The organism is Mucilaginibacter terrae (assembly GCF_042679325.1).
Lineage (GTDB): Bacteria > Bacteroidota > Bacteroidia > Sphingobacteriales > Sphingobacteriaceae > Mucilaginibacter > Mucilaginibacter terrae.
Map to the genome: position 1 here is coordinate 22,478 of NZ_JBHTMJ010000009.1, position 22,305 is coordinate 44,782.

Annotated in this window: 20 protein-coding genes; 6 read left to right on the forward strand and 14 right to left on the reverse strand. The window is 42.0% G+C overall.

Annotated elements, in window-relative coordinates; all coding sequences use genetic code 11:
* Positions 1-6: 6 nt before the first annotated feature.
* A complete protein-coding gene (locus ACFQ3S_RS08185) occupies positions 7-990 on the reverse strand; it encodes a pyruvate dehydrogenase complex E1 component subunit beta (protein WP_377163172.1) in 984 nt (327 codons plus the stop codon).
* A 360-nt stretch (positions 991-1,350) separates the two neighbouring features.
* The gene (locus ACFQ3S_RS08190; protein ID WP_377163173.1) at positions 1,351-3,000 is read right to left on the reverse strand and encodes a S8 family serine peptidase; all 1,650 of its coding nucleotides are present in this window, start codon (positions 2,998-3,000) and stop codon (positions 1,351-1,353) included.
* A gap of 400 nt (positions 3,001-3,400) precedes the next feature.
* Here ACFQ3S_RS08190 and ACFQ3S_RS08195 point away from each other — a divergent pair, with 400 nt between their 5' ends.
* Positions 3,401-4,804, forward strand: a complete 1,404-nt coding sequence (locus ACFQ3S_RS08195) for a tetratricopeptide repeat protein (protein ID WP_377163175.1) — start codon at positions 3,401-3,403, stop codon at positions 4,802-4,804.
* 221 nt (positions 4,805-5,025) lie between these two features.
* On the opposite strand, the gene ACFQ3S_RS08200 is transcribed toward ACFQ3S_RS08195, so the two are convergent.
* The 10 genes from ACFQ3S_RS08200 to ACFQ3S_RS08245 form a co-directional block, all read right to left on the reverse strand.
* Positions 5,026-5,403, reverse strand: coding sequence for a response regulator (locus tag ACFQ3S_RS08200; RefSeq protein WP_377163177.1), 378 nt, complete (start codon positions 5,401-5,403; stop codon positions 5,026-5,028).
* A gap of 105 nt (positions 5,404-5,508) precedes the next feature.
* Positions 5,509-6,078: a biliverdin-producing heme oxygenase gene (locus ACFQ3S_RS08205; RefSeq protein WP_377163179.1), complete on the reverse strand. Its 570-nt coding sequence runs from the start codon at positions 6,076-6,078 to the stop codon at positions 5,509-5,511.
* A 41-nt stretch (positions 6,079-6,119) separates the two neighbouring features.
* Complete coding sequence (locus tag ACFQ3S_RS08210; RefSeq protein ID WP_377163181.1) at positions 6,120-6,584, reverse strand: hypothetical protein; 465 nt, start codon at positions 6,582-6,584, stop codon at positions 6,120-6,122.
* A gap of 13 nt (positions 6,585-6,597) precedes the next feature.
* Positions 6,598-8,139, reverse strand: a complete 1,542-nt coding sequence (locus ACFQ3S_RS08215) for a YifB family Mg chelatase-like AAA ATPase (RefSeq protein WP_377163183.1) — start codon at positions 8,137-8,139, stop codon at positions 6,598-6,600.
* A 116-nt stretch (positions 8,140-8,255) separates the two neighbouring features.
* On the reverse strand, positions 8,256-8,996 hold the full coding sequence (locus ACFQ3S_RS08220; RefSeq protein WP_377163185.1) for a 2-phosphosulfolactate phosphatase: 741 nt from the start codon (positions 8,994-8,996) through the stop codon (positions 8,256-8,258).
* Between the two features lie 39 nt (positions 8,997-9,035).
* Positions 9,036-10,115, reverse strand: coding sequence for a glycine cleavage system aminomethyltransferase GcvT (gene gcvT / locus ACFQ3S_RS08225; protein WP_377163187.1), 1,080 nt, complete (start codon positions 10,113-10,115; stop codon positions 9,036-9,038).
* A 47-nt stretch (positions 10,116-10,162) separates the two neighbouring features.
* Positions 10,163-11,371 (reverse strand): glycosyltransferase family 4 protein, encoded by a 1,209-nt coding sequence (locus tag ACFQ3S_RS08230; protein ID WP_377163189.1) that lies wholly within the window; start codon positions 11,369-11,371, stop codon positions 10,163-10,165.
* A gap of 51 nt (positions 11,372-11,422) precedes the next feature.
* Positions 11,423-11,989 (reverse strand): ribonuclease HII, encoded by a 567-nt coding sequence (locus ACFQ3S_RS08235; protein ID WP_377163313.1) that lies wholly within the window; start codon positions 11,987-11,989, stop codon positions 11,423-11,425.
* 208 nt (positions 11,990-12,197) lie between these two features.
* Positions 12,198-13,439 (reverse strand): PP2C family protein-serine/threonine phosphatase, encoded by a 1,242-nt coding sequence (locus tag ACFQ3S_RS08240; RefSeq protein ID WP_377163191.1) that lies wholly within the window; start codon positions 13,437-13,439, stop codon positions 12,198-12,200.
* 36 nt (positions 13,440-13,475) lie between these two features.
* Positions 13,476-14,600 (reverse strand): ABC transporter permease, encoded by a 1,125-nt coding sequence (locus ACFQ3S_RS08245; RefSeq protein WP_377163193.1) that lies wholly within the window; start codon positions 14,598-14,600, stop codon positions 13,476-13,478.
* Between the two features lie 277 nt (positions 14,601-14,877).
* Between ACFQ3S_RS08245 and ACFQ3S_RS08250 the strand changes: the two genes are divergently transcribed.
* The 4 genes from ACFQ3S_RS08250 (at position 14,878) to ACFQ3S_RS08265 (ending at position 19,118) form a co-directional block, all read left to right on the forward strand.
* Entirely contained in the window at positions 14,878-15,558 is a 681-nt protein-coding gene (locus tag ACFQ3S_RS08250; protein ID WP_377163195.1) for an OmpA family protein, read from the forward strand.
* A gap of 171 nt (positions 15,559-15,729) precedes the next feature.
* A complete protein-coding gene (locus ACFQ3S_RS08255; protein ID WP_377163197.1) occupies positions 15,730-16,701 on the forward strand; it encodes a lysylphosphatidylglycerol synthase domain-containing protein in 972 nt (323 codons plus the stop codon).
* A gap of 37 nt (positions 16,702-16,738) precedes the next feature.
* Positions 16,739-17,821 carry a glycosyltransferase family 2 protein gene (locus ACFQ3S_RS08260; RefSeq protein ID WP_377163199.1) on the forward strand — a complete coding sequence of 361 codons (1,083 nt, stop codon included), beginning with the start codon at positions 16,739-16,741 and terminating at the stop codon, positions 17,819-17,821.
* Between the two features lie 97 nt (positions 17,822-17,918).
* Positions 17,919-19,118 (forward strand): sensor histidine kinase, encoded by a 1,200-nt coding sequence (locus tag ACFQ3S_RS08265; protein WP_377163201.1) that lies wholly within the window; start codon positions 17,919-17,921, stop codon positions 19,116-19,118.
* A 39-nt stretch (positions 19,119-19,157) separates the two neighbouring features.
* On the opposite strand, the gene ACFQ3S_RS08270 is transcribed toward ACFQ3S_RS08265, so the two are convergent.
* Positions 19,158-19,547 (reverse strand): hypothetical protein, encoded by a 390-nt coding sequence (locus ACFQ3S_RS08270; protein ID WP_377163203.1) that lies wholly within the window; start codon positions 19,545-19,547, stop codon positions 19,158-19,160.
* A 161-nt stretch (positions 19,548-19,708) separates the two neighbouring features.
* On the reverse strand, positions 19,709-20,533 hold the full coding sequence (dapF, locus tag ACFQ3S_RS08275; RefSeq protein WP_377163205.1) for a diaminopimelate epimerase: 825 nt from the start codon (positions 20,531-20,533) through the stop codon (positions 19,709-19,711).
* Positions 20,534-20,705: 172 nt separating this feature from the next.
* Between dapF and ACFQ3S_RS08280 the strand changes: the two genes are divergently transcribed.
* Positions 20,706-22,268 (forward strand): Do family serine endopeptidase, encoded by a 1,563-nt coding sequence (locus tag ACFQ3S_RS08280; RefSeq protein ID WP_377163207.1) that lies wholly within the window; start codon positions 20,706-20,708, stop codon positions 22,266-22,268.
* Positions 22,269-22,305 lie beyond the last annotated feature (37 nt).

Here is a 22,305-nt window from a genome sequence, read left to right on the forward strand (position 1 = left end):
AATATATTACTTAGTTACGTACATAACTTCTTTAACCGCTTTAATTACACGCTCAGGGTTGGGCAGGTATTCGGCAATTAAAGTTGGGGCATAAGGCAATGGTACATCGCCACCCATAATACGCAGTATTGGAGCATCCAGGTAATCAAATGCGTCTTTTTGTACTTTAAAGGCAATTTCAGTAGCAATTGAACCTAATGGCCAGCTTTCTTCTACCAATACTAAACGGTTAGTTTTTTTAACCGATTGGATGATGGTTGGATAATCAATAGGGCGAACTGTACGCAAATCGATCACCTCGGCACTGATACCTTCTTTTTCCAGTTCGGCAGCGGCAGCGTAAACCACTTTCATGATCTTGCCAAAACCTACCAAGGTTACATCGGTACCTTCTTTGGTTACGGCAGCTTTGCCTATTGGGGTATAATATGTTTCTTCAGGAACTTCGCCTTTATCACCGTACATTAATTCCGACTCCATAAAAATAACCGGATCGGGATCAATAATGGCTGATTTTAATAAACCTTTAGCATCGGCCGGGTTTGATGGCACTACCACTTTTAAGCCGGGGCAGTTGGCATACCAGTTCTCAAAACACTGACTGTGCTGTGAACTTAACATACCTGCATTACCTGTTGGTCCTCTGAATACAATTGGCACCGAAAACTGGCCACCGCTCATACTCATCATTTTAGCCGCGCCGTTTATGATCTGATCGATAGCTACCAGTGAAAAGTTAAACGTCATAAACTCAACAATAGGTTTTAAGCCGTTCATGGCCGAACCAATAGCTATACCGGCAAAACCCAGCTCAGAGATGGGCGTATCAATAACGCGTTTAGCACCAAACTCATCTAACATTCCCTGACTAACTTTATAAGCACCGTTATACTCGGCTACTTCTTCACCCATCAGGTATATATTCTCGTCGCTACGCATTTCTTCGTTCATTGCTTCACGAAGTGCTTCTCTGAATTGTATTTCTCTCATTATGTTGTTAAAATGAAAATTTTCTGTGACAAATATAGTTATTGGAGTGTTAAAAACAACTGGCGCTCTTAAAATAATAGCCCCTCACAAACCCTCCCCGGGCAATGTCATTAAGTTAAGGATTCAGGCCAATATTTCCTCAATTCTAAATATGGTATAATGAGTGTTATATTCGATATGGGGCATTCGAAGTTCATTATTCTATATTAATTTGTATCGCAATCTTTCTTAATTTAATGCCATTGCCATTCCCGGAGGAAGGGCTTCACCCAGCAGCTTTTATAAAAAAATGTCACCCCAATCCAAATTTGAAGAATAAGATATTCACAAACCCTCCCGGGGAGGGTTTGGAGGGGTTTCTTACTTCTTTCTTTCTCCCTTTGTTTTCGCAGCAAGCATCACCGCCTCATAAGCATTAACAATACCCCCGCTTTTGCTCAGGGTTGTAAAGTCAACCTTTTCGGTAGTGCTGCCAGGTTTTAATACCATGGTACCGGTTAACGGTTTAGCCGATTGCAAAATGATCTGCTTTAATTGCTTGGCACTCAAGTCTGGGTAATATTCTAAAAGCAGGGCGGCCACTCCGGCTGTTATAGGCGATGCAAAACTGGTACCATCAGCGGTATTAAATTCGGCATCTTTATCAACCGAAGTTACTTTTACACCTGGTGCAAATACATCCACATTCTTTTTACCGTAGTTGCTAAAAGTACCGGCCAAGGTTTGGTCAAACTTAGCACCCGATGCCCCAACGCTGATCAGGTTATCAATATCGGTAACAGAGCTGTCTTCAAACGTATCGTTCGGGAATTCGGGATTTACGTCTACATCTAAATGATCGTTGCCCGATGCCTGAACCAGCAGTACATCATGGTCGGCTGCATATTTAATGGCCTCATCTACCCAGTTTTTATGCGGAGAGATCTTTTTACCAAAGCTCATATTTACAATTTTAGCACCATTATCCACCGCGTAACGAATAGCTTTAGCAATGTCTTTATCGTATTCATCGCCGTTAGGCACAGCTTTAATAGCCATCATGCGCACATTATCGGCCACGCCATTAATGCCATACTTGTTATCGCGCACGGCGCCAATTAATCCGGCTACACCAGTGCCGTGCGAGGCATCGTCAAATTTGAGTAGCCCGCTACCGTATGGCTTGGTGTCCCAAACGTTTGGATCGTCGCCCACAATGCGCTGACGCGATTCCAAATCGGGATTAATGTCATTGTTAAGCTTGGTTAAATATTCACTCAGGCTTTTGATAATCTTATCGTTAGTAGCGGTTGGGCCTTCCTCTGTAAAAAAGTAAGACCAAACGTTTTTGCTTTGTACAACGGTATCGTTAGTGGCTTGTAGCTTACTTAAATCGGCCAGTTTGAAGGTGCCATTGGCAGGTAACTTCAATGCCTTTTTAACATAGCCGCTGGTTACCATTAATACATTCATCATTTGCGATAATTGTACACTCTCTTTCGATGAGCGTGCAATGGTAGAATCGTACGTAACTTTCACCTTTTGCCAGTAGGCAAACTCCTTTTTATCGGGCGCAGCGCTTTCGGTAACCGCGGCATATTTGCCTTTAAGGCGGTTATACTCGCGCACTTCTTCGGTGGTTTCGGTAAAATCGCATTTGCCTCCGGGGCCGCCTAAAAAGTTCCAGCCATGCATATCGTCAATGTATCCGTTCCCATCATCATCTTTGCCATTGCCCGGCTTTTCTTTAATGTTGGTCCATAAAACAGGTTTCAAATCGGCTTGCAGTGTGTCAATACCACTATCAATAGTAGCTACTACTACTTGTTTGCTTTTTTTACCCTTCAATGCCAGGTAAGCTTTATTGAGGCTGATGCCATAATAGCCCTCGGTTTTAAGATCCATTACATGCCAAGTTTTAGGCAATTCTGGAGATGGCGGCGGCGGGGCGACCTGTGCAGTAACCTCCAAACCAACCAGCATTGCGCCGCATAGTACATACCCTATTGTTTTTTTACCGTAAGTAGTCATTTTTTTAATTTGTGGGCAAGATATTATAAATCGAATTTAATTTGTGTTGTAAACGACATTTTTATGCAATAATTGCCGACTACTTGTAAGCCGACTACTTGTTACAACAAAGCAGTGTGTTTAAACGTTCAATACTTACAAGTATCGAACAGTAAAAGTACTGCTACGCTAATGTAAAATTACAGTTAAGGCATATATTGTTTTTTGAAAATGAAAGATTAATATGGTTATTAACTACCTGCTGATAATCAGTGTATTAATAAGAAATTTATCCACATAGTTTTAATGTTGAAAACTAAATTGTTAACGAATGCCTTATAATTGTAATTTGAACTCAATTAAGGTTTGTTATTATGCCTCTATTGTAGTAAATTGAGATTATACCTGTAATTACGATCAGATGGAAGATGAATATGAATTTGGTTTTACTGAAGATCCCAAATTTTCGGTAGAGCGATATGAGGAGATGATCCGCAATCATGATCAGTACTTTTTTGATGCACAGGCATTTGAAAACATTATTGATTATTATATAGAAAAGAACGATGCGGTTAAGGCGCTTCAGGTAGTGGAGTATGCCCGTAACCAACATCCTTTTGCAGCTGTGTTTTTAATTAAGCAAGCACAACTCTTAGTGGTAACCAACCAGGTGCCCGAGGCTTTTGCTGCTTTAGATAAAGCCGCATTATTAGAAGCATCGGATGCAGATATTTACATTATAAGGGGTAATTTATACGAAAGTTTAGACCGTTATACCGAAGCCCTGGAAAATTATGAAAAGGCTCTTGAGATGGCCGAAGAAACCGACGAAATTCTGTTGCACATGGCTTATGTTCATCAAAACATGGGCGATTATGAATTGGCTATCCATTTTTTAAAAGAGTGCCTGAAACAGAATATGGAAAACCAGGACGCCCTTTATGAGCTGGCTTTTTGTTACGATGTGATAGACAACCAACAAGAGAGCATCCAGTTTTACCAGCAATATATAGATAACGAACCTTATAGTTATGCTGCTTGGTATAATTTGGGTAATGCATTTACCAAACTAAGCCTGTTTGAAAAAGCTATTGATGCTTACGATTACGCCATATTAATTAAAGATAGTTTTGCTTCAGCTTATTTTAATAAAGGTAATGCCCTGGTAAATTTGGAAAAATATGCCGAAGCCATTGAAGTGTACCGCCAAACATTTGAGTATGAGCAACCCAATGCCGATACTTATTGTGCCATTGGCGAATGCTACGAAAAGCTGGAGCAAATGGATGAGGCAAGATCTTTTTATAAGAAAGCGGTCCGTATGGATAGCAAACTGGCCGATGCCTGGTTTGGTATTGGGGTAACATTAGATTTTGAAGAACGATATTTTGAAGCACTACATTTTTACCGTAAAGCACTCGACCTGGATGCATTGAGTGCCGATTACTGGTTTGCCATTGCCGATGCCGAGTACAAATTGGGGCATATGACCGAAGCCGAAATTGCGTATGATAAAGTTGTAGAACTTAACCCGCTTGATGTTGATGCCTGGTTAGATTACTCTTCTATTTTATATGAACAGGAACGACTGGTTGATGCCATTGCCGTAATTGCCAACGCTATTAAGAATAACCCCGAAGCCGCCGAATTATATTACCGAATGGTTGCTTACTTATTTGCCAAAGGCGATTATAATGATGCTTTGAGCAACCTGGAGCTGGCCCTAACATCAGACCCGGATAAGCATTATATTTTATTTGATTATTTACCGCAGTTACAAAAAAACAAAGTGATATTGGATATTATTAATCGTTATACCAGGTAGTTATAAAGTTATATTAAGAAAAAGAGCTGCACTGTGAATGCGCCCATAGAGTTATCTAATTTATAAAGAAAATGTTTCTTTTTTATATTGAACAAAAATTCCAACACATTAAAAACATTTTTGCCATTGCCAATTTAAAGCTTCAACCCTATCTCTACGTGCATTGTTAATTAATAAATTTATGATGCAGTTCCTTTACTTGGTGTATAAACACGTGCTATCTATGCTTTTTGCAAAACTTCGTTAATTGTTCTTTCCAATTCGTCCAAATCAAAGGGCTTAGCCAGGTAGGTTTCGGCTCCGGCGTGATCGGCCAGTAACTGAATATCGCTATTGGCCGAAAAGTACACAACAGGAATGTTTTTTAATTCAACGCTATTCTTGAGAATTTGCGTAGCAACAATACCGCCTGTATCGGGTATCCAGTTGTCCATTAAAATAACACTTGGCATGACAGTAGATACTTTTTCGGCAATGTTGTTACAGTCTGTAAAAGTATGCACCTCCCAGCCTTGTTCCTCCAAAATATAAGCGCAGATAGAAAGGATATCTTCATCATCATCGAATATGACGATCTTTTTAACGTAATTATTATCCATAGATGCAGTTGTGAAGTATTACAAACTTACAATATATTTTACTTGTGATTTTTAATTATTTGTATAATAAGTTTTTGGCCAAGTTAAAATGCCATTATATACTGATTAAACCGATAGCAAATCGACCCAGTTTTTAAACTTAATAAAAGTTTGGTTAGCTGTATTGATAATTTCGCTCTCTTCGTATGCAGATTTGGACTGTAAATTTAAGACCTGCTTAAACTTTTCCCACATGGTACCAGTATTATCTCCATATCCGCTGAAAAACGAAAGTCCCTTATCATCGGTTATGCGCAATTGTTGTGCCATCATTTTGCTAATGATCTTACCACCCAACGTAGATCCTTCAATTACATACATTGCGGCATAGGCCTGCAGCGTGTTTTTAATAGTAGGAAGAGAGCCTCCGCTTGCCTTTTTTACGGGCGTTCCACCCAGGTCTTCAATATCTTTCACTAAAGCGGCCGACTTGCGGCGCTGCTGGTAATCCGGCAGTTCAGCTGCAGTAATGTATTGATCTATTTGCTCCTCTAAACCACCAAAATAGCTATAGAAAATCTGTAACAGACCTATATAATCTTGCAGAGAGCGAATAGCTCTCATTCTGTCTACTAACAATTTTTCTAATTGCTGATGATTGGTCAGTGTCTCTGTTTTTAATTGGTCGGCAAGCATGTATTGATAGCTGTTACAACACGAAAGTATAAGTTTATTATTTACTCCAGGGTATCAGGATAGTATATTTTAAGATCCTCTATTGTTTTACTACGCTGAGGACGGATGCTTAACATAAATATAATTAGCATCAACGCTACCCCGGCGCTAATTAAACAGCCGCTTAATAAAAGTGCTACCACATTAAAAAGTGCGGCGCCTTCTAATAATGCATACCGGGTGATATACGCTGCCACATATTTTGTAAACTTTTCTTTAACTGAAGTATTAGTGTCAATTTTTTTAAGGAGTATATTGAACAATATATTACTTGATATTACAGATACTATACTTAATGCAATAGCAATATAAATAATTATAGTGTTTGGGTCATTAGCAGGCATAAGCACCAGCTTATGCTGGTTAATAAATATGGCTACTAATAAAAACAGGATAACACCACTGCATAACGCCAAAGTTATCATTTGTAATGCTTTAAAAGTTGAATTAGCGGGTTGTTGCATCATATTGCTTTTAAGATCAATTTCCGGCCCAACCCTCACGGTCTAAGCTGCGGAAGTGTATAGCTTCGGCCAGGTGTTCCAGTTGTATATCGTTGCTACCGGCAAGGTCGGCAATGGTACGGGCTACTTTCAAGATCCGGTCATACGCCCTTGCCGATAGGCCAAGCTTTTCCATAGCTTTTTTCAACAAGGTTTGCCCTGCATCACTTATCTTACAAACATCGCGCACCATTTTGGTGCTCATTTGCGCGTTCGAATGCAAGTCGGCTTCATCGCCAAAGCGCTCTATCTGTATTTCACGGGCTTTGATCACACGCTCGCGGATGCTCTCGCTCTTTTCCGAAACGCGCTCGGATGCGAGTTCGTTAAAGTTTACCGGCGTTACTTCCACATGAAGATCTATCCGATCAAGCAATGGACCCGATACTTTGCTCAGGTACTTTTGCACTACACCCGGCGGACAAACGCAATCTTTTTCGGGGTGATTATAATATCCACATGGGCAGGGGTTCATACTGGCCACCAGCATAAAGCTTGAGGGATAATCTACCGTAAACCGAGCGCGGGATATAGTAACCCGGCGTTCTTCTAACGGTTGGCGCATTACTTCCAATACGCTTCGTTTAAATTCGGGCAGTTCATCTAAAAACAATACACCATTGTGTGCCAGCGAAATTTCGCCCGGCTGAGGGTTGCTGCCGCCGCCAACCAGTGCTACATCGCTTATGGTATGGTGAGGCGATCGGAAAGGTCTGGTAGTAACCAGGGCATCGGCTGCAGCCAGCTTACCGGCTACCGAATGTATCTTAGTGGTTTCTAAGGATTCCTGCAAGCTTAACGGTGGCATAATAGATGGCATGCGCTTGGCCAGCATAGTTTTACCAGCTCCCGGCGGACCTATCAATATTACATTATGGCCACCTGCAGCGGCTATTTCCAATGCACGCTTAATGTTTTCCTGACCTTTTACTTCGCTAAAGTCGCTGGCATAATTGCAAAGGCTGTTGTAAAATTCTTCACGGGTATTTACCACGGTGCGTTCCAACTGGGTATCGCCGCTAAAAAAGCCTACTACTTCTTTTATGTTATCAATACCGTAAACTTCCAAATCGTTTACTATGGCTGCTTCGCGGGCATTTTGCTTAGGGAGGATGAACCCTTTGAATCCTTCTTTACGGGCCTGTATGGCTATGGGCAGGGCACCTTTAATGGGCTGTAAGCCGCCATCTAACGATAGTTCGCCCATAATGATGTACTTATCCAGGTCGTTCGCCTCTAACTGGCCGCTGGCTGCCAGCACGGCTGTGGCAATGGTCAGGTCGTAAGCCGAACCCTCTTTGCGGATATCGGCCGGGGCCATGTTAACCACCACCTGCTGGCGGGGCATTTTAAAAGCGCAGTTCTTCAAGGCCGATTCTATGCGGAAGTAGCTTTCTTTGATGGCTACATCGGGCAGGCCAACTATAAAATATTTGGTACCGGCAGCAATATTAACTTCTACGGTAATGGTAGTAGCTTCTATACCGTAAACAGCGCTGCCAAAGGTTTTTACTAACAAGGATATAAGGATTAAATAGCGCTCTAATATATTAATTATTGAATTAATATAACTCTTACTATAAATAGGTATGCAAACTTTAAGCTTAAATAGCAGCGCTGATGGGTAATGTAAACCTATAACTTTACAAGTTTTTCGCCATTTAAAATAGGAAGAGCAGTGGTTAAATCAACTTGCAGGCAAAAAGCTATGTCTTTTTCTATACCCAGCTTTTTCAGGCGTTCGCCGTGCGATGTTTTTTGGAGGTACAAGCCAATATCATCTTTACCTAACTGAAACAGGTCATTTGCCGCCAGCGCAGGGTCGTCCAGCTTGTAATTGCCACTTTTAAGTTGTTCCACAACCGCACCGGCAAACAAGGTATCTTCTAAGTTAAAGTTGTTTTTCCAACCGGCACAAACCAACAGGATATTTTCGTTCTGTGTTTTTAACCAGGTGCAAAGAGCCGTTAAGTTTAAAAACGACCCGATCACGATCTTTTTAGCCTTACGCGATAAATGCAGCGCATGCGTACCGTTGGTAGTAGTAAGTACTACCGTTTTACCGGCCACCTTTTCGGGCGTATAGGCAAATGGCGAATTACCAAAATCGAACCCGGCCACCACTTCTCCATTGCGTTCAGCAGCGAGTAAGTAATTTAAACCCTTTTCGCGGTATGCAGCACATTCCTCTACTTCCGATACCGGGATAATGGCCTCGGCACCATTTTCTATGCCATAGCATATAGAGGAAGTAGCCCGGAAGATGTCAATAATGACCACGATGAAATCTTCAACATTATATAGCGGAAGCAATGCCGGGGTAAGGCAAACTTCTAACCCCCTAACCCCCTGAAGGGGGAACTGAATATCGTTCATGTTTTAGCTATTAAGCTCCCCCTTTAGGGGGCTGGGGGGTTATTTCAAAAACGGCAACTTGGTTACCTGTGCTTTGATTTTATTATCGCGGATCTTGATGTAGATCTCGCCGCCTTCTTTAGCGAACTCTTTATTGACATAACCCATGCCTATAGCCCTTTGCAGCGATGGCGATTGGGTGCCCGAGGTTACACGGCCAATAACAGCGCCGTCAGCATCTACAATCTCATAATCATGACGGGGTATGCCGCGGTCTATCATGGTAAAGCCAACCAGTTTTTTGGCAATGCCCTGTTGCTTTTGTTCCTGTAAAGTTTCAGAATTGGTAAACGGCTTAGTGAACTTGGTGATCCAGCCTAAACCCGCCTCTAATGGAGAGGTAGTATCGTCAATATCGTTACCGTAAAGGCAAAAGCCCATTTCTAAACGCAAAGTATCGCGGGCGCCCAAACCAATTGGTTTTATGCCAAAAGGCTCACCTGCTTTAAACACAGCAGTCCAAATTTCTTCGGCGTGCTCGTTGTCAAAATAAATTTCGAAACCACCAGCACCGGTATAGCCCGTGGCTGAAACTATTACATTATCCACACCGGCAAATTTGCCTTTTACAAAAGTGTAGTACTCCATCGATCCTAAATCAATTTCGGTTAAGCTTTGCAAGGCTTCGGTGGCTTTGGGGCCTTGTATGGCCAATAGTGAGGTACGGTCGGAGATATCTTTCATATCCACACCGTAAGTATTGAACCGGCTAATCCAGTTCCAGTCTTTTTCTATGTTCGATGCGTTAACCACCAGCATGTAGGTTTCCTCGTTTATACGGTAAACCAGCAGATCGTCTACAATACCACCCTGGTCATTTGGCAAACAAGAATATTGAACCTTACCGTTGTACAATTTAGAAGCGTCGTTACTGGTTACCTGCTGAATTAAATCAAGGGCTTTATCGCCTTTTAAAATAAATTCGCCCATGTGGCTTACGTCAAATACACCAACGGCTTTACGCACGGTTTCGTGTTCGGCATTAATGCCTACGTATTGTACGGGCATATTGTAACCGGCAAAAGGTACCATCTTAGCACCTTCGCTAATATGTATATCAGTTAAAGCAGTATTCTTCATAGAAAAAAGTGTTCTTGGCCGCAAAAGTAACAAAAATAGGCTCAATATCAGGCAGAAAGCGTGTGCTGGTAAAATGTTACCAGGCGTTCGGTTATTTTGTGGGTATCGTGCTGCTCCTCTACCAATTTGCGGGCATTAAGGCCAATGCGCTTGCAGTAATTTTCGTCGGTAATGCAGCGTTTAATAGCGCGGTAAAATTCTTGTGGCGTGTTAGCAATCAGGATGTTTTCGCCTTGCTGGTAGTTAATACCCTCGGCACCTAATGAGGTAGAGATGATGCATTTCTGCATAGCCATTCCCTCTACAATTTTTACCCGCATTCCCCCCCCCGAGAGCAACGGGACAATCATGATAGCCTTGGTATTCACAAACTCCAGCGCGTCATCTACTTCGCCGTGAATATATATCTTGCCTACTACTTCGTAATCATCAAAGCGTTCGGGAATATCGTTGCCTGCTACATAGAAACGCGCACGCAGATCACCATCAGTGAGTTCAGCAGCAAAATGATCTAAGAACCATTCGATGCCTTCGCGGTTGGGCATCCAATCCATAGCTCCTAAAAAGAACAGGCTCGGAAATTCGGTTTTGCGGTAATCGGGCTGGTAGCGAGATAAGTCTAACCCTACCGGTAAAATTTCTACAGGAATTTTTGCAGAGCTGTATTGTTGTATAGTTTCCTTATCCTGATTAGTAAAAACCGCTATTGCGTTAAACAGATCAAACTGCTGGAGTTCATATTGTTTAATGCGCTTAGCTATCATGCGCAGGTACAATTTTTTAACAGGGTCGTTCTTTTGCTTGGCTAAGCGTTCCCAAACCAGGTACTCTATATGGTGGGCGCGGTAAATGAGCTTAGCCTTAGTGAACTTGTTAATAGAAAGCAGGTAGGGTGTTACAAACAAACCTTCAAATTGTATGATGTCGTACTCGCCGCTTTGCACTTCTTTAATCAGCAGGCGTTCAAATTCGGCGTTATAGTACCGGTCAACGGTGTACAGTTTATGGTTAAATAAGCTTAAAAAAGCATGCTTGAGCGATATGCTGGTATCTATATAATGACAGTAATAATTGATCTGACTAATCAGTTCGTCGGCTGCATGGGTATGGCTTCCCTTTTGCTTTTGAGGATTAAGGGAAAACAGCGAAACCTGGTGCCCCGAATTAATTAACCCCCTGATGGTATTACCCACTACAATAGGATATCCGCTGTTTTGCGGAAACGGTGCAAGGTGAGTAAGGATAAGTATTTTCACAGGGTTAATTGGTTGGTAACAAAAATATCAACCCTGAGGGGGTAATCAAAATTAAAAGATACTTAATTGTGGATTTGTGACATTAAAAGTACGCCGGTGATGGGGTGTAAACCCATGCTGTATTACCATGTTACGGTGTTTTATGGTTGGATAGCCTTTATTGGTATGCCAATCATACTCAGGATGTTCTGCGGCTAATTGCTGCATGTGATCGTCGCGGTAGGTTTTAGCCAGTATGGATGCTGCCGCTATGCTGAAATACTTACCATCGCCCTGTATAACGCATTGGTGGGGCGTGGTTTGATATTTGTTAAAACGGTTACCGTCTATAATTAAAAATTCGGGTTTAATGTGCAATTGATCAATGGCCCTGTGCATAGCTAAAAACGATGCGTTCAGAATGTTAATCTCGTCAATTTCAATATTACTCACCGAAGCCACGGCATAAGCTATAGCGCATTGTTCTATTTCGGTACGTAGGGCATAGCGGTCGGCTTCGCAAAGTTGCTTGGAATCATTGAGCAGGCTGTGTTCAAAATCAGTTGGAAGAATAACAGCCGCGGCAAACACAGGTCCGGCCAAACAACCACGCCCGGCCTCATCACAACCGGCCTCCATCAATTCGTGCTGATAACGGGCCAATAGCGGAATAATCTCCTGGATTGGTTTTTTAGTTAAGATTTTCTTTTTAATAGCCTTTGCCTCTAACATTAACTTTTTTAACTTATAAGAGACACAAAGTATTGTGTCTCTACATTGTTTTTTCTAAAAATTGACTGTTATCCATTGCTTAAAGACACAAAAATTTTGTGTCTTTTTTCTAATCCTAAACTATCCTCAAAGTCAATAACGTAATATCGTCAATACGTTTTCCTTTAATGATCCGGCCCAGGTGATCCATCAGGGTCTGGTTAAATTTATTGGGTGATAGGTGGCCGTTCTCAATTACATAGTTAACCAGTTTGGCCTCATTCCAGCGGATGTCCTGCTCCAATTCATAATCCATTAAGCCGTCGGTATAGTTAAATACGAGGCTGCCGGGTTCAATGCTTACCTCGCCGGGTGTCAGGAAGGGCAGATCATCAAAAACCCCTATCATGGTGGTACCGGCTTTAAGCTGGATTACTGCTTGTCCGTTAAATAACAAGGGCGGATTATGCCCGGCGTTAATATAATTCAGTTTGCGGGTTTTTTCGTTATACTTGGCTAAAAACAGCGTAATAAATCGCTCTCCTTTGGTGTTGCGTATTACAATGGTATTCAGCATTTTAACTACGGCCGAGAGATCGCTTTCTACCGTTACCCATGCCCTTAAACTGGCCTGGAAATTGGCCATCAATAAAGCGGCCGATATTCCTTTGCCCGATACATCGGCAATACACCACAGAAACTCATCTTCGTTGAGCCTTAAAAAGTCAAAATAATCGCCTCCTATGTCCTGATGCGGTAAGTATTTGGCACTGGCCTCAACGGCTTTATCTTTATGGATCTTTACCGGAATGAGCATGTTTTGTACCTCAACGGCCAGCTCCATCTCGCGCTGAAAACGCTCGGCCTGCAACCGTTCGCGAAACAGCTTCTTGTTTTCTAACGCTACTACAATTACATTGATAAGCGTTTGCATAAAGTTAAGGTCATTGCTCATTATTTCGCCCGATATGGCAAAATCACCAATAAGGGCATAAGCCAACGGCCTGTTTTTATGATATATGGGAATAAAATAATTGTATGAATTGAGTATGGCATCGGTATAACCGGTTAGGGCCGTAGGCGATTTTATTTTTTTAAGCAAAGAACAGGCTTTGTGCAATGCCGGCACACCTTCAAAATCGCCGCCATATTTGGATACGCATACATAGCCGCCCTGCTTTTCAATTAAGAAGCGGAGCTTGCCCACCTGCAGGTAATTTTTTAAAATAACTTCAAGCATTTGCAGCAACACCGGTGCTGCCGTATTTTTATTGATGGCTTGTGTTACCTCCAGTAATGAATTTAATTCCCATTGCCGTTTAAGCAGCAGCTTTACTAATTCATCTTCGCCTGAACCTTCTTGGATATTATTCTGCATTCGTGTTCTTAGAAGTTCTAAATTAGAAAAATAATTTTACAAGCGTATGTTTTGTGATTTTATATCGAAAGCATCGCGCAAACCGGTAGTAACCAGGTTAAAAGCATATACTATAAGCATAATAGCGAGGCCCGGTAACACGGCTAAATAAGCCGCATCCATAACAATATAGCCATAATGTTCGCGTATCATGCCACCCCAGGTGGGTACCGGCGGTTGTGCGCCAAACCCTAAAAAGCTTAACCCGGCTTCCAGCAAAATTGCCGAGGCAAAGTTAGACGAGGCAATTACCAATACCGGGCCTATCATATTAGGCAAAATATGCCGGGAAATAATACGTCTGTTGGTATAACCCAAGGCCTTTGCCGCCTCAATATATTCGGCTTGTTTAAGGCTGATGACCTGCCCGCGCACCAAACGCGCGGCTTCTACCCACATAGATAAGCCCACTGCAATAAATATTTGCCATAGGCCTTTACCTAATGCAAACGATAATGCAATTACCAGCAGCAATGCCGGCAACGACCATAAAATGTTCATTAACCAGCTCAATGCCGAATCAATCCAGCCGCCGTAATAACCCGCTAACGCGCCTACAGTAACACCGATTAGTAAGCTGATTAGTACGGCCATTAAGCCAACTGCCAACGAAACGCGCGCGCCCAATATAAGGCGGCTTAACATATCGCGGCCATAAATATCGGTACCCAGCCAAAAGGTGCGGGTGGTAATATGTTGTTTTACAAATTGGTTTTCAGGTATTTTACTGGCTGCTATTTGAGCAAGAGCGTATGCCTTGCGTTCGGGTTTATCTTCATCGCTTAAATATTCGTCAACAATTATAGAGTCGCCTTTAAACAGATGGTTTTTGATGGGTACTTCCTGATACCGGAACGGTTTACCAAACAGCATTTTATGAAGTATATTAACCGCTTCTGCCTTATCCTCTTTAGGTACAAGCAACAGCGTAAATGTAGTACCCGGCTTTTTTAAACTTAGGGCAAGGTTCATGTGGTTGGCGTTGGCACTATCATCGGGCATAATTAAATAGCCCAACACTGCTGCAAACGCAGCCATAATAATAATCACCAAACCAGCTACAGCCGGTTTGGTGCGTTTAAATATTTTCCAGGTACGCTGAGCTGGCGTAATGTTAATCAAGACCGTTAATTTTGGTTTGAATATCGTTTATTTATACGCCATTGAGAAATTTTTGATTGGCCGGCAATAAACGTTGTGCAATACTTGCCTGTATATTATACTAAATAGACACTTTTAAGGACACCGTACATTAAGCAAAGCAACAATAAAATAATTTGAAAATTAAAGTTTTTAACTGTAAGGTTTCAAATGGTATTAAACCATTGGGCTGTATAGTATTCTATATACTTTGGCATTAGCTTTGCCTATATTAATCACATAAATGTTACATACTCACATGAAAACTTTAAAATTTAAAACAGCCGTTGTTGCCGTAGCTTTAACTACTACCGTATTATTTGGCGCCGGTTGCGATTCATTAACTAAAACACAAAAAGGAACAGCTATAGGCGCCGGTGCAGGGGGAACTATTGGTGCCATTATAGGTAAAAGCGCAGGTAATACTGCATTGGGTGCTATAATTGGTGGCGCCGTTGGTGGTACCGCAGGTGCTTTTATTGGCCGTAAAATGGATAGACAAGCAGCCGAAATTAAACAAACAGTACCAGGTGCAACAGTAGAGCGTCAGGGCGAAGGGATTTTGGTGAAATTTGATTCAGGTATTTTATTTGATGTAGATAAAACTGCGTTAAAATCTGCTGCTCAAAGCAATTTAACTAACTTAGCAACCTCGTTAACCAATAACCCGCAAACTAATATTTTAATTGTAGGCCATACTGATAATACCGGCAGTGCCAGCCACAATCAAGACCTATCTGTTCGCAGAGCCGAAGCTGTAAAAGCTTATATTTCTTCACATGGAGTTGGTTCGGGCCGTTTAACCACACAAGGTAAAGGCTTTAATGAGCCCATTGCCGATAACACTACCGATAGCGGCCGTGCTCAAAATCGCCGTGTAGAGATTGTTATCGTTGCTAATGATCAGCTTAAACAAGAAGCTAAACAAAGCGGAAATTAATATTAGAATAATAGTTTTTAACAAAGCCTCTTTTCCTTTACCGGAGAGAGGCTTTTGTTTTGAAACAGAATTAATATTGGTTTTATGCCAAATATTACTTAATTATAAAAACGTTGGGTTATACCTTGCCTTTTTTAATAACATTGCACAAAATTAGTTAAGCAATAGATTTTGACTGCTACCGCAAAAAAATGGATCTCGTGGCTGGTTAAGGCCGGTATTTTGGTGCTTACGTTTACCTTTATTTTCCGCAGGCTCAGTAATAACGAGGGATTACAGCATTTTCAGGAGTTGATTACCCAGGTTGGACGCGTGCATGCCGTTGCTGTAATTGCTTTCATTGTTGTTTTAATGGTATTTAATTACTTATTAGAAGCCATGAAATGGCAATACTTAACGCATAAGTGGGCGCCGATTACTTTATGGCAGGCTATTGAGTCGGTTTTTTGTGGCTTGTCACTGGCTATTTTTACACCTAACCGCTGGGGCGAATTTGGGGGCCGGGTAATGTTTTTACCGTCGCGCAGGCGGGTACATGGTGTTTTTGCCATGGCAGTGGGCACATTTGGTCAGCTGGTAGTAACCAGCGTGGTAGGTTCGGCATCGTTGCTGTGGTTTATTTACTATTTCTTAGGTATAAACCAGTGGTTGTATATCGGGTTTTTAACCACTGGCATTGGCTTTATGTTACTGATGCTCATTTTTTACTTTAACGTACGGTGGGTAGTGTTTTTACTGAATAGCATACCTTTTCTTAAAAAATATCATCGATTTTTTGATGTGATGAAAAGGTACCGTTTTAAAGAGCTGCTGCACATTATGGGATATTGCGTTTTTCGGTTTGCTACCTATTCGTTTCAGTATTACTTAATTATGCACCTGCTGCTGCCCGAAATACCGATGTTTAAGATCATGTTGTTAACCTTTGTGTTCTTTTTCATTCAATCAGTTTTGCCTACTATTGATATAGTGGATATTGGCGTGCGTAGTGCCACGGCCGATAAATTATTTGAATACGTTACTCAACAGCACATTGCAGTTATTGCTTCAGTGGCTTTAATCTGGTTCACCAATATTATTGTTCCGGCTATATTAGGTTCTGTGTTTGTTTTTAAATTAAAGATCTTTGATAATAATTTATAGTTGCATTGTATTGCTGCTCACTGGTTTGTACCTGGTTGTGCTTGTTTATTTAATTAAAGGTTGGGCTGCTTTACGCAAGCCAAAAGTCAGGGCTAATTCAGCTACGCTCAGCACCAAAGTAACCCTGCTGATTGCCGCCCGAAACGAAGAGGAAAACATCACCTTAACTATTGAAGACATACTGGCGCAGGACTATCCCAAACATCTGCTCGAGATTATTATTGTAGACGACCACTCAACCGACCGAACTGCCGAGATAATTCTGAGCTACGCATCGCAAGGTATCAAGCTCCTGCAATTAAACGAAGCTCAAAAGCTTAATTCTTATAAAAAGAAAGCTATTGCCGAAGCCATTAAACTTTCTACCGGCAACCTCATGGTAGCCACCGATGCCGATTGCCGAATGGGGCCGCAATGGTTGAGCAGTGTAGTCAGTTATTATGAAACCGAGCAGCCGGTCATGATCTCATCGCCCGTAGCTTACTTCCAGGAAAAGAGTTTGTTCGAACGTTTACAAACGCTGGAGTTTTCGTATTTGATAGGTATTGGTGCATCTTTTATAGGTAACGGGCGAGCATCTACTTGTAACGGAGCTAATTTAGCTTATCGTAAAGATGTTTTTTACGAGGTTGGCGGCTTTACCGGTATAGACGACTTGGCATCGGGAGATGATGAACTTTTATTGCAAAAGGTTGCCGAGCGTTACCCTGACCGCATCGGTTTTTTAAAGGAGCGCGAGGCCATAGTGTACACACATGCTAAGCCAACCCTTGCCGATTTTTTACAGCAGCGCCGCCGCTGGGCATCCAAATCAACCAAGTATAAAGATAAAAGTGTAGTAGCCCTTGCGGTTTGTATATGGCTGTTTAATTTAAGCATGCTTATAAACGCCTGTCTTAGTTTTTACAATATTGCCTTTTTGCAGCTCTTTGGCCTGCAACTGCTGCTTAAATATTTATTTGAAGCTGCTTTTTTATTGCCCATTACTGCTTTTTTTAAGCGTTCGGGGTTAATTGGTTTGCTGGTTATACTATCGCCCATACATATTTTATATTTTGTTTATGTAGGATTAATTGGAAACACCAGCAAATACCAGTGGAAAGGGCGGGTGGTAAAGTAATGTTTAGCATAACATTATATTGTAAGTTTTTTTAAACAAAAAGATCATTTATATATCGTAGATTTATTTGCCTGATATTTGCCGGACCCTGATTTATATGTCTACAGTTCCATTACCTAAAAACGAAGATGAGCGCCAGGCTTCATTAGCTTCCTATAATATACTGGATACGCTGGCGGAAGAAGATTTTGATTCTATTACCCTGCTGGCATCTGAGATTTGCCAGACCCCCGTAGCTCTTATCACCCTGATAGATGGTCAAAGGCAATGGTTTAAATCGGCCATAGGTACATCTTTAAGAGAGACGCCCAGGGAAGAAGCATTTTGTACTTATACAATTCTTGGTAATGAAATGATGGTGGTAAGCGATGCGCGCACAGATGTTCGTTTTGCCGATAATCCTGTGGTAAAGGGCGATCCTAATATTGTTTTTTATGCTGGTGTGCCGCTGGTTAACAATGAAGGTTACCCGCTGGGCTCACTTTGTGTATTGGATACCGAAGTTAAAGAGCTAACCTCAACGCAGGTAAATGCACTCAAGGCCCTAAGCCGACAGGTATTGGCACAATTAGAACTGCGTCGTAAAATGCAGGTATTGGAACAAGCCAACGAAAGTCTGCTGGAATCGAACGTATTTATACAGAAATTTGCCAGCATGGCCGCGCACGATATTAAGAACCCGCTCAGCAGCATCTTGTTAACATCACAAGCCCTACAGCGTCGCTTGCAAAAAAACGAGGATGAAAAAAGCCTGCAGCTCATTAACATGAGCATAAACGCCGCTAAGCAATTACTCCACATGGTAGATGATATGCTGGTTTACTCCAAATCACCCGCGGCCCTGCTGGCCGGACAGCATAATGTTAACCTTAACGAGCTGCTTACTAAAATCGTTCGTCTCATAAACGTGCCCGAATCCGTTAAAGTGCAGCTACCATTGGTAGAGCATACCATCAGGACTTCGGGCGTTGCGCTGGAGCAGATTTTTTTAAACCTACTAACCAATGCCGTACGTTATAACCATAAACCACAGGGGCAAATCCGTATATTGTTCAGAGAGGAAGAGCAGCGTTATAATTTTAAGGTAATAGATAACGGTTTAGGTATTGAGCCGCAGTACCTTACCCGCATTTTTGAAGAGAAATTTACCCTGGGTAATACCGACCGCTATAACCAGCAAGGTACCGGTATAGGCCTAAGCACGGTAAAATCACTAGTTGAAAAACTGGAGGGCAGTATCCATGCCGAATCCGTGTATGGTGAGGGTACTACGTTTGTGTTCTCCATTAAAAAGTAATTAGATAGGAGCCGATTACACTAATGGTGATCGTTTTTCTTAATGATTATCCTCTGTGCCTGCTTCAAAGAGGTAACCTTCCACACTTTGGCAGAGAATGAAATCGTTATCATCTTCAGAAATGCCATTTACACCATCTTCGCTTTCATCTGGGTCTGCCGAAAAATAGATCTTGCTGCCAATATGGTAAAACTTGCAGGAGTCTATCTGGTACTCGCCTCCAACAGGGTTGGTTTCAAAGCCATTGGTAAAAACATCTCTGAAAATCAGCATTACATCGGCTTCAGTATAAGCCAGCTCAAATAATATACTGATAGCCGGACTGCCTTCTACCTCGTGCTTTTTAAAGTTTTTTATAACGGCATTCAACAGGCTCAAGTCGTTAACGAGGTAATTGATAATATCCGAATCGTGACCAATAAATTTCATAGGGAATATTTGTTTGTGTTGCTATAGCAAACTACGGTAAGTACTCATTATGGATGAGCGCAAGTGGTGTGTAATTACAGTTTAGATTCCGGTTAAATTTAAAAAAACTGTTATTTCGAAAGAGAACGAGAAATTTTTTGAAGATACAAGTAGGCATCCTGTTACACCGTTTGCGTTTCCGCTGTATAATCAGCATCAATCTCCACCTCTATCTCCCCCTCAAACACTTTCTCTGCCGGCCCTTCTAAAAAAATGTCAGTAAATTTTACCCCATCGTAATTAAAGTTAATGTTGAGCTTACCGCCCAACACTTTTACGGGGGTACTAATATGACCGGTTTGCTTGTTTTCCTGGGCCATGGCCAGGGCTACGGCGGTTACTCCGGTACCGCAGGCAAAAGTTTCGTCCTCCACGCCGCGTTCAAAGGTGCGTACAAAGTAGCCGTTATCTAAGGGTTCTACAAAGTTTACATTGATGCCTTTGGCCAAGTAAGTAGGATTATTGCGGATGGCGTAACCTTCGGCATACACGTTTTTATGCTTCAAGCCACTGGTTAATTGTACATAATGCGGCGACCCGGTGTTAATCACATACGCATCGGCATCGCGGTTTACGGTGTCTACATTTATCATTTGCAGGCTTACCCAATTGCCGCTTGCTGAAATTTTGGCATAATGCGGGCCGTCGACTGCCAAAAAGTTGGTCTCACTGTCAATTACGCCCATGTATTTGGCAAAGGCTACAATGCACCGGCCGCCGTTACCGCACATACTGCTGGGCTGGCCATCGGCGTTATAATAAACCATTTCAAAATCGTAGCCTTCAGCATTTTGTAAAAACATCATCCCATCGCCGCCAATGCCAAACCTACGGTCGCATAACTGACTGATTAACTGAGGATTGTGGTGGTTTATTTGCTCGGTGCGATTATCGACCAAAATAAAATCGTTACCAGCACCTTGATATTTATAAAAAATAAGCTTCATTTTACGTTCTGATTAACTAAGCCTAACACGTTGTAACAACATAGCAGCTATACCATTCGGTATTTTAACATTTTTTAACAAAAATGTCAATAACTTATTATTGTTCCTATCGTCTTAATGGTATTAAATTTGAAAAGTAAAAGTAACCTTAATAAAAAGATAAAATAAAAATATGAGAAAAATTGGTTTAACCTTGCTAACTGCCTTTGCTGGCGGGGCAATGGCGCTCGGTACTTATAAAGTATTGGAGAAAGATCCGGCCGATGGGATGACTTTCGAGGATCGTCAGAAAGTATATTTTGCCAGCAATAAAACGTCATCAAACATTGTATCATCGGCAGGTGATGTTGATTTTACCCAAGCTGCGGCAGCGGTTACACCGGCTGTGGTTTATATCCGTACTACTTACTCGGCCCAGCAGGGCGGTGGTGGCAGCGGCCGCGACCCTATTGAAGAAATGTTTGGCGATATGTTTGGTCAGCGTGCGCAACCACAGCAACGCCAGCCGCAACGTGCATCGGGTTCGGGTGTAATTATCAGCACCGATGGTTATATTGTAACTAACAACCACGTGGTGGCCAACGCCAGCAAAGTGGAAGTGACCACTAACGATCACCGTACCCTGCAAGCTAAAGTTATAGGTACCGACCCTAATACCGACCTTGCCTTAATCAAAGTTAGCGCCACCAACCTGCCTATTGTAAAATTAGGTAACTCGGATGATGTGCGTGTGGGTGAGTGGGTTTTAGCCGTAGGTAACCCTTTTAACTTAAACTCTACTGTTACCGCAGGTATTGTAAGCGCCAAAGGCCGTAACATTGGTATTTTAGGCAGAGATGACGAAGAGCAACAAAACCCGTTTGGCCGTAGCCGTTATCAGCAGCAGCAACAAGCCCCCCGCTTAAACAAGGCTATTGAGTCGTTCATACAAACCGATGCCGCCATTAACCCCGGTAACAGCGGTGGAGCATTGGTAAACACGAAAGGTGAACTCATAGGTATTAACTCGGCCATTGCATCGCACACCGGTTCGTACGAAGGTTATGGTTTTGCCGTACCGGTTAACCTGGCTAAAAAGGTATTGAACGACCTGGAAAAATTTGGATCGGTTAAACGTGGTTATATTGGCGTAAGCTTTACCGAACTGAACCCCGATGTAGCATCTGAACTAAAAATTAACACCACCAATGGTTTATATGTGAGCGAACTGGTAGATGGTGGTGGTGCCGAAGCTGCAGGTTTACAAAAAGGTGATGTAATTACCAAAGTAGAAGGTGTGAAGATCTACGAATCTTCGGACTTGCAAGAACGCGTAGGTCGTTTACAACCTGGTGATAAAGTACGCTTAACCGTGTTACGTGCCGGAGCTGAAAAGAACTTTACCATCACTTTAAAAGGCGAACCAACAGAAAATAAACTTGCAGCAGCAGCGGTATCAAAATCGGCCGAGGAGTTGTACAATAAGTTGGGTGCCAGCTTCCAGCCGTTAACCCCTGCTCAAAAAAGTAAATTCCGCTTAAACTCAGGTGTGGTGGTAACCCAGGTTCGTCGTGGTGGTTTCTTTGAAAACTACGATATACCCGAAGGATCTATCATCACCAGCATTAATAAACAAGCAATTAACAGTACTGCCGATATTGATAAAGCTATTACCAACCTTAAAAACGGACAAATGGTAATTGAAGGTTACAGTGCCGATGGTTCTCGCTTCAGCAACAGCTTTATGGCGCAATAAGCCATCGTTGCTTTCTTAAACAAAATTCATCAATTAA

Excerpts from the sequence above, each read along its gene's own strand:
- ACFQ3S_RS08185 (WP_377163172.1), bottom strand. The coding sequence starts at position 990 with ATGAGAGAAATACAATTCAGAGAAGCACTTCGTGAAGCAATGAACGAA.
- ACFQ3S_RS08190 (WP_377163173.1), bottom strand. The coding sequence starts at position 3,000 with ATGACTACTTACGGTAAAAAAACAATAGGGTATGTACTATGCGGCGCA.
- ACFQ3S_RS08195 (WP_377163175.1), top strand. The coding sequence starts at position 3,401 with ATGGAAGATGAATATGAATTTGGTTTTACTGAAGATCCCAAATTTTCG.
- ACFQ3S_RS08200 (WP_377163177.1), bottom strand. The coding sequence starts at position 5,403 with ATGGATAATAATTACGTTAAAAAGATCGTCATATTCGATGATGATGAA.
- ACFQ3S_RS08205 (WP_377163179.1), bottom strand. The coding sequence starts at position 6,078 with ATGCTTGCCGACCAATTAAAAACAGAGACACTGACCAATCATCAGCAA.
- ACFQ3S_RS08210 (WP_377163181.1), bottom strand. The coding sequence starts at position 6,584 with ATGATGCAACAACCCGCTAATTCAACTTTTAAAGCATTACAAATGATA.
- ACFQ3S_RS08220 (WP_377163185.1), bottom strand. The coding sequence starts at position 8,996 with ATGAACGATATTCAGTTCCCCCTTCAGGGGGTTAGGGGGTTAGAAGTT.
- gcvT (WP_377163187.1), bottom strand. The coding sequence starts at position 10,115 with ATGAAGAATACTGCTTTAACTGATATACATATTAGCGAAGGTGCTAAG.
- ACFQ3S_RS08235 (WP_377163313.1), bottom strand. The coding sequence starts at position 11,989 with ATGGAGGCCGGTTGTGATGAGGCCGGGCGTGGTTGTTTGGCCGGACCT.
- ACFQ3S_RS08240 (WP_377163191.1), bottom strand. The coding sequence starts at position 13,439 with ATGCAGAATAATATCCAAGAAGGTTCAGGCGAAGATGAATTAGTAAAG.
- ACFQ3S_RS08250 (WP_377163195.1), top strand. The coding sequence starts at position 14,878 with ATGAAAACTTTAAAATTTAAAACAGCCGTTGTTGCCGTAGCTTTAACT.
- ACFQ3S_RS08265 (WP_377163201.1), top strand. The coding sequence starts at position 17,919 with ATGTCTACAGTTCCATTACCTAAAAACGAAGATGAGCGCCAGGCTTCA.
- ACFQ3S_RS08270 (WP_377163203.1), bottom strand. The coding sequence starts at position 19,547 with ATGAAATTTATTGGTCACGATTCGGATATTATCAATTACCTCGTTAAC.
- dapF (WP_377163205.1), bottom strand. The coding sequence starts at position 20,533 with ATGAAGCTTATTTTTTATAAATATCAAGGTGCTGGTAACGATTTTATT.
- ACFQ3S_RS08280 (WP_377163207.1), top strand. The coding sequence starts at position 20,706 with ATGAGAAAAATTGGTTTAACCTTGCTAACTGCCTTTGCTGGCGGGGCA.